This is a genomic window from Streptococcus sp. ELY_125, from assembly GCF_058314535.1.
The window spans coordinates 32,716-45,719 of the sequence record NZ_JBZFUM010000019.1 but is presented as its reverse complement, the minus strand read 5'-3'; the positions used below and the strand labels follow the sequence as shown (position 1 = coordinate 45,719).

The 13,004-nt window shown below is 41.7% G+C and carries 11 protein-coding genes and 1 pseudogene; 6 read left to right on the top strand and 6 right to left on the bottom strand.

Translation table 11 applies throughout. The features are described 5' to 3' along the window. Nucleotides 1–115, top strand: a pseudogene (locus AC4HAL_RS08265) (IS982 family transposase); the annotation flags it as partial. A gap of 192 nt (nucleotides 116–307) precedes the next feature. On the opposite strand, the gene AC4HAL_RS08260 reads toward AC4HAL_RS08265, so the two are convergent. Continuing rightward, nucleotides 308–1,120, bottom strand: a complete 813-nt coding sequence (locus AC4HAL_RS08260; protein WP_491093770.1) for a Cof-type HAD-IIB family hydrolase — start codon at nucleotides 1,118–1,120, stop codon at nucleotides 308–310. Between the two features lie 348 nt (nucleotides 1,121–1,468). After that, a complete protein-coding gene (locus AC4HAL_RS08255; protein ID WP_491093769.1) occupies nucleotides 1,469–2,128 on the bottom strand; it encodes a Crp/Fnr family transcriptional regulator in 660 nt (219 codons plus the stop codon). 88 nt (nucleotides 2,129–2,216) lie between these two features. Here AC4HAL_RS08255 and AC4HAL_RS08250 point away from each other — a divergent pair, with 88 nt between their 5' ends. Continuing rightward, nucleotides 2,217–4,064, top strand: coding sequence for a subtype A tannase (locus AC4HAL_RS08250; protein WP_491093768.1), 1,848 nt, complete (start codon nucleotides 2,217–2,219; stop codon nucleotides 4,062–4,064). A gap of 60 nt (nucleotides 4,065–4,124) precedes the next feature. Here the strand turns inward: AC4HAL_RS08250 and AC4HAL_RS08245 are convergent, their stop codons facing one another. The 4 genes from AC4HAL_RS08245 to AC4HAL_RS08230 all read right to left on the bottom strand — a co-directional run bounded on the left by AC4HAL_RS08245 (nucleotide 4,125) and on the right by AC4HAL_RS08230 (nucleotide 8,077). Further along, the gene (locus tag AC4HAL_RS08245) at nucleotides 4,125–4,544 is read right to left on the bottom strand and encodes an acyl-CoA thioesterase (protein WP_491093767.1); all 420 of its coding nucleotides are present in this window, start codon (nucleotides 4,542–4,544) and stop codon (nucleotides 4,125–4,127) included. 31 nt (nucleotides 4,545–4,575) lie between these two features. Beyond that, complete coding sequence (locus AC4HAL_RS08240; protein ID WP_491093766.1) at nucleotides 4,576–6,918, bottom strand: endonuclease MutS2; 2,343 nt, start codon at nucleotides 6,916–6,918, stop codon at nucleotides 4,576–4,578. Between the two features lie 326 nt (nucleotides 6,919–7,244). Then, nucleotides 7,245–7,763, bottom strand: coding sequence for a CvpA family protein (locus tag AC4HAL_RS08235; protein ID WP_491093765.1), 519 nt, complete (start codon nucleotides 7,761–7,763; stop codon nucleotides 7,245–7,247). Continuing rightward, nucleotides 7,760–8,077, bottom strand: coding sequence for a hypothetical protein (locus tag AC4HAL_RS08230; RefSeq protein ID WP_491093764.1), 318 nt, complete (start codon nucleotides 8,075–8,077; stop codon nucleotides 7,760–7,762). The genes AC4HAL_RS08235 and AC4HAL_RS08230 overlap by 4 nt, the downstream gene beginning before the upstream one ends. A gap of 191 nt (nucleotides 8,078–8,268) precedes the next feature. On the opposite strand from AC4HAL_RS08230, the gene rnhC reads away from it, so the two are divergent. The 4 genes from rnhC to AC4HAL_RS08210 all read left to right on the top strand — a co-directional run bounded on the left by rnhC (nucleotide 8,269) and on the right by AC4HAL_RS08210 (nucleotide 12,879). Further along, nucleotides 8,269–9,177, top strand: a complete 909-nt coding sequence (rnhC, locus tag AC4HAL_RS08225) for a ribonuclease HIII (protein WP_491093763.1) — start codon at nucleotides 8,269–8,271, stop codon at nucleotides 9,175–9,177. Between the two features lie 8 nt (nucleotides 9,178–9,185). Beyond that, the gene (gene lepB, locus AC4HAL_RS08220; protein ID WP_491093762.1) at nucleotides 9,186–9,827 is read left to right on the top strand and encodes a signal peptidase I; all 642 of its coding nucleotides are present in this window, start codon (nucleotides 9,186–9,188) and stop codon (nucleotides 9,825–9,827) included. Between the two features lie 107 nt (nucleotides 9,828–9,934). Continuing rightward, nucleotides 9,935–12,388, top strand: coding sequence for an SF1B family DNA helicase RecD2 (gene recD2, locus AC4HAL_RS08215; RefSeq protein ID WP_491093761.1), 2,454 nt, complete (start codon nucleotides 9,935–9,937; stop codon nucleotides 12,386–12,388). A gap of 26 nt (nucleotides 12,389–12,414) precedes the next feature. After that, complete coding sequence (locus AC4HAL_RS08210; RefSeq protein ID WP_447451863.1) at nucleotides 12,415–12,879, top strand: hypothetical protein; 465 nt, start codon at nucleotides 12,415–12,417, stop codon at nucleotides 12,877–12,879. Nucleotides 12,880–13,004: the final 125 nt, after the last annotated feature.

The window sequence follows — 13,004 nt, the reverse complement described above, 5'->3', positions numbered from 1 at the left end:
TTCAGTTTTATGTTCTGAGTTTGATATCGAAAGACCATTGGTGAGAAGCTTAAAAGGTCTAGAACTATGGTTAGAGCAGGCAATCTTTACCTATAACTTAAGATTTTTTAACTAGCACCACGGGTATATATATATATATATATGATTTGTCAATAGATTACAAAAGTATTTCATTTTAATTTCTTCGTCTAAAATAAAAAGCCTTAAAAATAACTCATACATTCAAGACTTCATATCTTATTTAATCGAATTTAGGTCACAACTATCGCAAATAAAGATTTTCGTTAAGCCAGAGCTTCTTTATATCTTAGTTCAACACATACTCATAAATAGCCTTCGCTACACCTGCATTATCATTGCTTTCTGTCTCATAACGGCAGCGAGCCTTAATCGTATCCGGAGCATTCCCCATTGCCACGCTATGACCGGCAAATTCCAACATTTCCATGTCGTTAGCTGCATCTCCTAAGGCCATAATCTCATTTGTTTGAATATTTAATTGCTGAGCCAGGGCCTTGAGGGCTGAGGCCTTAGTCGTCTCAGGGGGCATGACTTCATAAATATAAGACTGACTTCTCACTGTTGAAAAACGTTGACTGAGTTTATGCTCAACCCGAGATTCAAAACTATTTAAAGCTTCTTCCTCACCCATGTACATCGCTTGAAAGACAATCTGCCCGCTAGCAGCGACATCATCGAGACTAGCCGCCTGCGCTGTATCAAAGACCAGACCCGCATCGTAGGCAACTAAAGCAGGGACACGTTCAGCAACTGCATAGTAGGTCGCTTCGGCTGTCAAAGTTAAATCAATACCCGGTTCATCTTGGCAAAGTTCTTGCAGATAAGCCATTTCTCCAAAATCCAAACTAGCATAATCAACCAGATCCCAATTTTTAGTATTGTAAATGGTAGAACCATTATTTAAAATGACATATTCATCATCAGCCAAATCCAATTCCTTAAGATAGGGTAAAATACCAGAACGGGGTCGGCCTGTGCAAAGAACGATCTTGACCCCTATCGCTGTTGCTTTTTGAATGGCTATAACATTTTCTTTTGGCACTTCTTTTTTACTATTTAGTAGCGTCCCATCAAGGTCTATTGCGATTAATTTAATCATATATTTTTTCCATTTCTAAGCCTATACAATCGACTTACTATGATACTTAACAAAGTGCATTCTAGCGGGCTAATTCTCGCTTGTACGTAAGCGCTTTCCTATATTATATCGAATAATGCCAAGAATTCCAAATCTCTCATTCACTCAAGAAAGTATTAAGATAAGCGATTGCTTTTAATGTAGAAAGGCGACAAAACAGGGTTAGTTTTTCTGAAACACTAAATAGATTACGCTCTTGAGTTCTTGAATTAAACGACAGCATAGTTTTAACAGCCAGTGTCGTTATCGATGTTACGGCAGCTACACCATATATTTGAACTATCTTCATTTCTAGTATGGCAAAAGTATTTAATCTCCCTCACCTATCATTGATTGAAGGGTTTGAAAATCTTTGATCACTAGAGTTTTTCCCTGCCTATCTATAATCTTTCTTGATTTCAACTCTTGAAATAAACGTGCTACACTGGCTTCGTGAATATCTAGATAGGTACTGATTTCGGAATAAGTAAAAAAAGAATCCAGTTGTCTCTGACCATCTGTACCTTCTTTGCTATACTCCACCAAAAAATAGGATAATCGTACTAAAGCTTCATTTTCACTCATATGGCGTGATTTATCCATAGCTAAAATATAATCACGTAAAACGACCTTTAGTATTTCTTCCAAAAAATCTGTCTGAGTCAGTTCCTCAAGAATTTTATCAGCAGAAATTTCATATACAATACAGTCTGTCAAGGCTAAAATGTCAACTGTATGTTTTGGTGAGTACGCAAGGTAGTGATGATTTAAAAAAGGAACAATATTGATAAAATCCCCAGCTGTAAAATATTTGTAGGTTAACCGCTTTCCTTCTGCACTGCTTGAGGTGAGCCCTGCGACACCATCATCCAGTAGATAGATTGTTTTCATGCCATTTTCAGAGCTTGGAGAGTCAATAGTCACTTGCTTTTTTATAACCTTTTTTTGACCTAACTTATAAAAATAGCTTACTTCACTCTTTTCCAACATGTTCACCTCCAACTTAGCCTATGTTATGGTCTGATTTTTCAAAGATTGCTATGATAATAGTCATCAATAAATGAAAGGATACTAGTCTATGAAATTATCACGAAAAGTCATCATTGCTGGGATAGCTTTGCTGCTACCCATCCTACTTCTAGTCGCTTATCTCAACCAAAAACCAGCGACCAAGACAACAAAATCTGCTACATCCAGTCTATCAACTGGAGAAGTTAGTACCACGCTTTCAAAAATAGATAATAGTAAATGGCACTACAATTCTGACGACAATGTTTATTATCAAACTGGTATTTCCTACGCTGCCAATCCAACAGATAGCAAGGAGCAAACGCTCTCCATCTTTGTCCCCGGTGATTACATGACAGCTAAAGATAATGGAGATGATACCTATACTGCCAAGCTGAATACCAAAAAGAAAGTCGGCAACTATACGGCTAAAACAGCACCCATTCTCATACCGATCAATACCCCTGGTTACTCAGCAATGAGTGCTCTAACTGACTATACTAGTCAAGCCAAAGACTATACCGACCAAGGAATGATTTATGTTTCTGCTGGACTCAGAGGTCGCGATAGCGGGGCACCAGCTGGTGTAACAGATGCCAAAGCGGCTATTCGCTACCTACGCTATAGTGCAAGCAAAATTGCCGGAAATACTGACAATATCTTTGCATTTGGTACATCTGGTGGCGGTGCACAGGCTTCTATTTTAGGATCGTCTGGTGATAGCAGCCTCTACGACGATTATCTCAAGAAAATTGGTGCTGTCACAGGCGTGTCAGATAGCGTCGCTGGAGTTATGGCCTGGGTTCCTATCACCAACTTAGATACCGCTAACGAAGCCTACGAATGGAATCTCGGATCTGCACGATCAGGACTCTCCGATACCGAACAGGCACTGTCTGACGGTCTAGCAGAAAAATATGCTCAATATATTAATAAATTAGGCCTAAAAGATGCTGATGGCAATACACTAACTCTTAAAAAATCCAATAACGGTATTTATCAAGCAGGTAGCTACTATGATTATATCAAATCAACTATTGAGGAGTCACTCAATACTTTCTTGAAAAACACTGAATTCCCATATGATGCTTCAAGTTCGTCTTCAAATATGGGAGGCGGAACACCACCGTCAGGTGAGGCACCATCTGGTCAAGCACCACCGTCGGGTGAAGCACCGAGCGACTCGGCAGCAAGTGATACTCCTGCGTCAACTAATGATCAAGCAGCAACCGCTAGTGACGATGTCGAGGCTCAACTTCAAGCCACAGATGGAGTTTCTAGAAATACTTCCACTAGTGGGTTGGATTTATCAGGGACCTATGATTCAGCAAAGGACTACATTGCGGCCTTAAATGCTGAGTCTAAGTGGGTTACTTATGATGAAAAAACAAAGACGGCGACCATCACTAGCGTTGAAGATTTCGTCAAATACCTAAAAAATCCATCTAAATCCGTCGGAGCTTTTGATGCCCTAGATGAATCGCAAGCTGAAAACACCCTATTTGGTACTGATGGATCAGCTACTCACTGGGATAGCACCATGACAAAACTACTGAAAGGCACTAAATATGAAACTTCATACAGTGAAGATATGGATACAACTGACAGCCTAGGAACCGACTTGACTACCCGTATCAATATGTACACACCACTTTATTACCTCTCAGACTACTATGATGGTACCAATAGCTCAAATCTTGCAAAATATTGGCGCATTCGTTCAGGTATTAATCAAGGAGATACCGCCTTATCAACCGAAGTTAACCTGGCTCTAGCTCTTGAGAACGCAGGAGTTAAAAATGTAGACTTTGCAACTGTATGGGGCCAAGGTCACACCAACGCAGAAATTTCGGGAGACTCTACTGAAAACTTTATCAATTGGGTCAATAAAAGTTTAGGATACGATTCTCAATCATAATCTTTTATCTAAAAAACAAGGATAGGTTACAAAAAGACCTATCCTTATATTTATTTTATCTTATAGTTTAACTGATGCTAGCATGTTCTGAACCTTTTTATAAAACTTTGGATAGACACGCTTGATGGCGACAAAACGACCGTCACCATCTAAGAAGGAATGCTCAGAATGAGCCTGACAGACAAGCTGTCCATTCTGATTAGTCATAGTGTAATCAAACCCTAGTTTAGCTCCCTTGAGCATGCTGACGCTAATATCAATAGCAATGTTATCTGCAAACGTTGATGTCGCCTTATAGCGACAATCTACTGCAGTGACCGGTGAAATAATACCATCGGCCTCCAACTTGTCATAAGGAAGGCCTACCTTTTCCAAGAAGTAGACACGCGCTTCCTCCATCCAACGAACATAGTTTGAGTGATGCGTAATCCCCATCCGGTCTGTCTCATAGTATTGAACCTTATGGATGTAACCTTGCATAGGTATGTCCTTTCTAATTTTGCCTCAACTATCAACTAAGATTAGCAATGGTACAGCCTGAGCCACCCGCATTTTGCGGTGCATAGCCAAAGCTCTTGACGTGACGGTGACTTCGTAAATATTTGGTCACACCTTCACGGATAACACCGGTACCTATGCCGTGAATGATGTCGACCTGAGCCATATTGTTGAGCAAAGCCTGATCGATAAAATCGTCCAGCTCCTGCATAGCCTCTTCATAGCGCTTACCACGAAGATCCAAACGGGCACGCGGACCAGTTCCAGTAGACCTTTTGACCACATTAACTTGTTTTTTCTTGCTGACCTTCTTATTTTCTTGATTTTTCACCAAATTAAACTCAGATTCTTTCAGAGTCATCTTGATCAAACCAACTTGAGCTTCCCAACGTCCATCCTTAAGCTGGCTGGTCAGCGTTCCTCGTTGACCATACGCTAACACAACAATATCATCACCAATCTTAGGGGCGCGTGCTGCTTTCTGTCGTTTAGCCTTGCGTAAAACCTTATTTTTAGAGAGATCTTCACCTGGTGTCAGTTTTTTAAGTTGTCCCTTAGCTTCAATCACTTCATGCGGCTTAAGCTGCGAACGTTCATTGAGATTTTTAAGAATTTGATCGCTTTCTGCTAAGGCCCTATCTACCATTTGGCGAACTTGTTCCTGTGCTTTTTCCAACTCCTTATCATAGGCGTGTGAAAATTCATTGTAAAGTTTTTTAACGGCCCGATTAAATTTGAGATTTTCCTGCTCAACTTCTCGGATATGATCCAGACGCTTGCGACTTTCAGCTGTTTGAGCCTCCAGCTGCTCAATGATGGCATTGGTATTGCTGTCTTGATTAGTCATTCGTTCAGCATCATCCACTATAATCTTAGCTAGGCCCAAGCGTCTGGCAATCTCAAAAGCATTGGAGCGCCCCGGAACGCCCTGCATAAAATGATAGGTCGGACTAAGACTGTCCACATCAAATTCCATACTGGCATTCTGAACATGAGCCGTTTCAATACCATAAGCCTTAAGTTCAGGATAATGAGTTGTTGCCATAGTCTTAATATTGCTGAGACGCAAATGCTCTAAGATAGCCATGGCCAGACTGGCACCTTCTTGGGGATCGGTTCCCGCTCCCAACTCATCGAGCAGAACTAGACTCTGCTTATCAGCCTGTCCCAAAATATCGACGATATGCCCCATGTGGCTGGAAAAGGTCGATAAACTCTGCTCAATTGATTGCTCATCACCAATATCAGCAAAGATTTCCTTAAAGATGCCGACCTTACTGCCCTTGTCGGCTAAGATAGGCAAACCAGACTGGGCCATCAACTGGGTCAGACCGAGTGTTTTCAGCATGATGGTCTTACCACCCGTATTAGGTCCCGTGATAAGAATAACTGTCAGATTTTCGGAAAAATGCAAGTCATTAGCAACAGGGGCAGTCAGCAAAGGATGGCGAACATTGAGCAAATGAACAGTCTTGTCCTCCGATAATTCCGGAAGACTAGCCTGATACTCTTGCATAAAAAGGTACTTCGCGCGAACAAAATCAAGATGACCAATCAGCCATGCATTATTGCGAAGCGCTTGCCTATGAGGACGAAGCAGCTGAGATAATTCATGCAAAATACGACGCAACTCATGACGCTCGTCCGCTCTAGCCTGAGTAATCTCTTCATTAACTTGAACAACAGCACGCGGTTCAATATACACCGTTCCTCCCGACGAAGAAATATCATGAACAACCCCCGCTATCCGGTTGCGGTAGGTATTACGAACAGGCAGCACACTTCTGCCATTGCGGCTGGCAATCAGATTTTCGGCTAGTAAATCAGCCTTGTTCTTGAGCATATCTTGTAGAATCTGACGTACTTGGCTCTCCCCTTGATGAATACGGCGACGGATTTTCTCTAAGTCAGAACTAGCAAAATTCTCGATAAATCCACTATCATTCACAGCTTGCAGACTCCCCTGCAACTTAGGAAAGATTTCTAGATTTTCAAAAAGCCGATGCAAAGCTCCTAGCTCGACATTCTCCAAATTTTCATAAAAACGAGCAAGCTCAGCAGAAACTTCTAAAAGACGCTTGATCGCAATGAGTTCATCAACATTAAGATCAGCATCCAACTCTAATCGACCCAGAGGTTCCGCTATAGTACCAACTGTTCCAACAGTAAAGCTATGCTCCTCTATAAAAAGCTGCTCCATATCGCGAATTTCAACGAAGGAGCGCTCAATCTTGCCGCGATTAGTTTCAGGAAGCAGCTGCTGCAACTCCTCTTGACCAGCCTGAGTTTGTAAATAGGGCTCAAATTGATTTTTAACCTTGGCAAATTCCAAAGCTTCTAAAATTTTCATGTTCATAGGGATATTATAACAGATTTATACCTAAATGAGCGGCCTCTAATATATCTTCCTATAGCCACTAAACCCTGTCACTCAAGCGCTTAGCTGTCACCGAGCAAAAAGAATAGTCTTAATCACACAGTAAATCAAAGTAAGCTTGCTTCATCAACCTTAATTCTCATTTTGGCACTCCACTAGATCTATTGTTGCAGCCTACTGTTCAAGTCACAGCTGCGACATTCAAACATTTTGGGGACATTAAGCACTGTGGGAAACTATTATCCTATACAAAGTTTGAGGCTGGAACACAAATGTTCCAGCCTCAGTCATTAATATATCTTGATTTAATTCAGCAAAAATTTCGGGAAAAGCACGACTAATACCTTAATCAGCCAGCTATCTGCTAGCATATTCTGTAGGCCTGTGATCGGAAGAGTAGCTAAAACAGTTAAAAAAGCCCCTAAGCTAAAGAGTGCCACAAAGACTGCTAATCCACCAGCAAGCAACTGCTGATAAGCTAACATTTCAAGACGGGGGCTGCTTACAACATGGGCAAAAATCCCAAAAAATCGCCAGATTAAGTAAACAGTGAGGTAGAGGAGAAGGAAAGCTACTCCAGCATAATAAAGCCGATTTAGACCAAAGATATTCTCTGAGGTGAAAAACTGCATCTCAGCTCCTTCTGTAGGATTAGCATAAGGGACCCAGAGATTAAGAATATCGGCAAGCTTATTTTTAAAAAGGAAAGCTACTACAATCGCGAATAAACTGCCGATAAAGTAAAAGACCTGCAAAAACAGACCTCGCCTGTAGCCAATATAAAACTGCCAAGCAAGAAGCAAGAGAACGATAAGCGAAATCATGCTTCGCCACCACTAGCTGCCTTGTTAGCTTTTCTGCCTTTAATCGCTGTCAGTTCCTTCTTACGAAGTTCCTCTAATTCTACCTCTTTTTTATCAAACTCAATCTCACGGCTGAGCTGGGTTGATAAAGAGTTGATAGCCATCAAAATAGCAACCGTTTCATCATCTGCAGAAGGGAGAGCCTCTTTGATAGCTTCATACTTCTCGTGCGCGACCCTCTCAACTTCCTCCATAAAGAGATTGTCCTTATCAGTCGTCAGCGTCAGCGGTTTCTGGCCAAACGTAAATTTATAGCGATTCTTTGTCTTTGTCATACTCGTACCTCTTTGCCTGCCATTATACCGTAAAATTCCCCTTTCGACAATCCTCACCTTCCACAAAAAGAAGAGGGATTAGCTTCACTGTTATAGGCATTCCCAATCTGGATTTACTCTGGCAAGCAGTCAATAAAATTTCTGTGCCTTCTTTCTGCCACGATAAAGTCTTTTATGATAGAATAGTTTTCATGAATACTCTCGTCATGAAAATGGGGCAGGGAAGAACTGAACAGCTACCGACAGAATTGGCTGCCTATCAGATTAGCAACAAAAACCCCTATGTCAGCTTTGTAGCTAAAGTGCAGGGAACGACCGTGCTTGTTTATACCTCTGGCAAGGTCGTTTTTCAAGGAAGAGAGGCTGAAATACTGGCCCAGCAGTTTGGTTTGTCAACTAGTACTGATAAGGGGGCAGCTGAGGTTGATCAGCAGAATTTGACCCTCATCGGCTCCGACGAAGTTGGCAATGGCTCCTATTTCGGTGGTCTCGCTGTTGTCGCTAGCTTTGTAACACCTAGCAAGCACCCTTTTTTAAAAGAATTGGGAGTAGCTGATTCCAAAGCTCTGACAGACCAAAAGATTCAGCAGATAGCCCCACTCCTCGAGGAAGCCATTCCCCACAAGTGCTTGCTGTTATCGCCGCAAAAATATAATGAGGTCGTTGGGCCAGGCAAGTCTTACAATGCTGTATCCGTCAAGGTAGCCTTACACAATCAAGCTATCTATCTCCTCCTTCAGGAAGTAGACAAACCGGATAAGATTGTAATTGATGCTTTCACGAATTATCAGAATTACCAAAAATACCTCAAGCAGGAGCGCAACCAATTTGACAATCCCTTAACTTTTGAAGAAAAAGCTGAAGGAAAATATCTGGCTGTGGCTGTTAGTTCTATTATTGCCCGCAACCTTTTCTTGGAGAACCTCAAGGTCCTAGGTCAAGAGTTGGGCTATCAGCTCCCCAGCGGTGCAGGAAGTAAGCCTGACAGAGTTGCCAGTCAAATTCTCGAAGCCTATGGCATGCAGGGACTGAACTACTGTGCTAAACTTCATTTTGCCAATACCAAAAAGGCACAAGCCTTATTAAAAAATAAAGGATAACTATTACCATGTCTGCAATTTCATCTAAACAAACCACTAAGACTTTTGACCCCCCTATTGTCACCTTTCTTAAAGAGTGGGGAGTTTTAATTTCTATCATTGTTTTACTTTTACTCAGTCGTATCTTCATCTGGAGTGTAGTGACTGTCGATGGCCACTCCATGGATCCTACTCTTGCCCAAAATCAGCGGCTTATCGTTCTCAAAACAGCTAAGATTGAGCGTTTTGATATTGTTGTTGCCAAGGAGACCGAAAAAGGTAAATCGAAACAGATTGTCAAGCGGGTTATCGGTATGCCTGGTGATACTATCACCTACAATAACGACGTTTTGACTGTCAATGGTAAGAAGGTCAATGAAGAATACCTCCAGTCTTATCAGAAGAAATTTGCCCAAGATAAGTTGCAATCGACTTACTCCTATGATACCTACTTTCAGCAGCTCGCTAGAGCGGCTAAATCTTTTACCGTTGATAGTCAAGGTAATGCTAATTTCACTGTTAAAGTTCCCAAAGGGCAATATTTCCTCCTTGGTGATGACCGTATTGTTTCCAAGGATAGCCGCCTAGTCGGAACCTTTGACAAGGATGCCGTCGTCGGGGAAGTCAAGTTACGTTTCTGGCCTTTAACCAAAGTAGGGGGCGTAGAATAGTCCTATAATAATTATGGAGAGACAGCAGAAGCCACTGGTTAGCATTTTGCCTTACTCTCTTTTTTATTAGCCCAATCAAGTTATAAACATCAAGGAAGCACCAGCTTATGAGTCACGTTTATTTTTCTGGAACTGTCGAACGTATTATCTTTGAAAATGCCAGTAATTTTTTTAAAATTCTTCTCCTTAATATCGAAGATACCAATCATCCCGACTACGAGGATAGCGATATCATCATCACTGGAACCATGGCTGACATCATGGAAGATGAAGACTATACCTTCTGGGGAGAAGTCATCCAGCACCCTAAATACGGGGAACAGCTCAAGGCCGATCGCTATGAACGCGCCCAACTGACTGCTGCTGGTCTTATCAAATATTTTGCCAGCGATAACTTCAAAGGGATTGGTAAAAAAATAGCCCAACGCATTGTTGAGGCTTATGGTGATGGCAATACGATCGATAAGATTTTAGCCAACCCTGATAAACTAAAGCAAATCTCTGGACTTTCAAAAGATAGTCGAAACAGCTTCCTCGCTAAGTTAAAAAATAATTATGGTACTGAGCAAGTTCTTTCCAAATTAGCGGAATACGGTCTCAGCAACCGCCAAGCTCTCGATATTTTTGATACCTATAAGGAAGAAACACTAGATATCCTTCAGGACAATCCCTATCAGTTGGTCGAGGACATTAGAGGGATCGGCTTCAAAATTGCGGACACTCTGGCAGAGCAGCTGGGGATCAAGAGTGATTCTCCCAAACGTTTCCGAGCAGCCTTAGTCCACGCTTTAACAGAACTCTCTATCGAACGCGGGGATACCTATGTAGAAGCCCGCGACTTGTTAGAGTATGCCATCAGCCTTTTGGAGAACGCCCGCCAAATCGAGCTTGATCCTACGCTAGTTGCTAACGAGCTGACGCATTTAATCACCGAAGATAAGGTACAAAATGTCGGTACCTATATTTTTGACAATAGCCTCTTCTATGCCGAAGAAGGGATTAAAAAGCATATTAGTCGTATTCTTGAGACACCGTTGGTGCAGACACCTAAAGCCGAAACGGTATTGACCATTCTCAAAGATATCGAAGAAGAGTTCAATCTCAGCTACGACAGTATCCAAAAAACAGCTATCCAAAAGGCTTTAGCCAGCAAAATTTTTCTTCTAACTGGAGGTCCGGGCACAGGTAAAACAACTGTTATCAACGGCATCATTAGGGCTTATGCTGAACTCTATAACATTGATTTAGATAAGGGTGATATTCCCATCATTTTAGCAGCGCCAACCGGACGAGCTAGCCGCCGAATGAACGAACTCACAGGATTGCCTGCCGCGACTATCCATCGCCACCTCGGCCTAACAACTGATGATAATGATTATCAAGCGCTTGATGACTATCTTGATTGCGACCTGATTATTATCGATGAATTTTCCATGGTTGATACCTGGCTCGCTAATCAGTTGCTTGCTAGCATCTCTTCCCATACGCAAGTTATCATTGTTGGTGACAGCGATCAGCTCCCATCAGTAGGTCCGGGACAGGTTCTGGCGGACTTCCTTAAAATAGAGCAGCTGCCACAAATTAGTCTGACTAAAATTTTTAGACAATCTGAAAATTCCACTATTGTCACCCTAGCCAGTCAGATTCGGCAAGGACAGCTCCCCAGTGATTTCACCGCCAAGAAAGCAGACCGCTCCTATTTTGAAGCACAAGCCAATCACATTCCTGCTATGGTAGAACAAATCGTTACCTCTGCGGTCAAAAACGGCATTGCTCCTTTCGAAATTCAGATTTTAGCCCCCATGTACCGCGGTCAGGCTGGGATTAACAACCTCAATACCCTGATGCAAAACCTTTTAAATCCTTTAACAGGCCAGAATGAATTTCGCTTCAACGACTTAAGCTTTCGCAAAGGAGACAAGGTTCTCCACCTCATTAATGATGCTCAACTCAATGTATTTAACGGAGATATTGGCTATATTACTGACCTTATCCCTGCTAAATACACTGAGAGCAAACAGGATGAAATCTATATGGACTTCGACGGTAGCGAAGTAGTCTATCCACGCAATGAATGGTCAAAGATAACCCTAGCCTACACCATGTCCATCCATAAATCACAGGGAAGTGAGTTTCAGGTCGTTATTTTACCTCTGACACGCCAGAGCGGCCGTATGCTCCAGCGCAACCTGCTCTATACAGCTATTACTCGTTCCAAGAGTAAACTTATCCTGCTGGGAGAAATAACAGCCTTTGATTATGCCGTGAAAAATCAAGGCAGTCAACGCCATACTTATCTGGTTGAGCGCTTCAAAGATCCAGAACAAGCCGAAGTTAAAAACCAGACAGCTGATTTGAAGACTGTTAATAGCAATGAGCGTACTCTAGCTGTTTCTGATGACGAAACAGCTAGTCAAACACAAAAAAAGTTGGACCGTCAGTCTGAGTCTGCCCTAAGTTATCGCCTTACAGACGATAACTTACTGACTATTGACCCTCTTATTGGCTTAGAAGAAGCTGACTTTGCTCATTTCTTTAAGTCCCATCAAGACCAAGTTTAATCCCCTGAACATATAGGAGTTATGCTATGATACCTATCCAAGATTTAAAAAAAATTTTTAAAAAATCAAACCGACCAGTTGCTGTCCTGCATCTTATCAATCTAGTGCTAAACAGTTTGACACTTTTAGCCTATATTCTTTTGATGTACTCCCTCCAAGCAGACCTCTATCCTAAAACTGGTTACCCTTCAGCTGCTGATGCCAGTAATGCCTTGCAAAATTTACCGGGTAATTTTACATTTAACACATTAGTAAATATTATTTTTAATGTTGTTATCATGGTTTTAGCCTTTCGAAATCAAGCCAAACTAAGGAAAAATCAAGGACTATCTGAATGGCCTTATCTACTAGGCTACACTCTCTTTGCTATCAATGTCCTATCCGACTGGATAACAGCGGGAATCACTATCAATCTCTTTTTACAAATTATCTACCTTCCTTTTTATGCTTCCTCCCGCAAGGCTGCCCGCCTTTTAAACAGTTCTTTATAGCTATCACTCACTCTCTTTCCTTGTATTTTTACCTTAATGATGAAATAAATGATAATCCTCCAGTCTGCCATTACCAATTCCTCTGACGACTTTAAAGATTGAAATGAACACACCAATTAAAACTA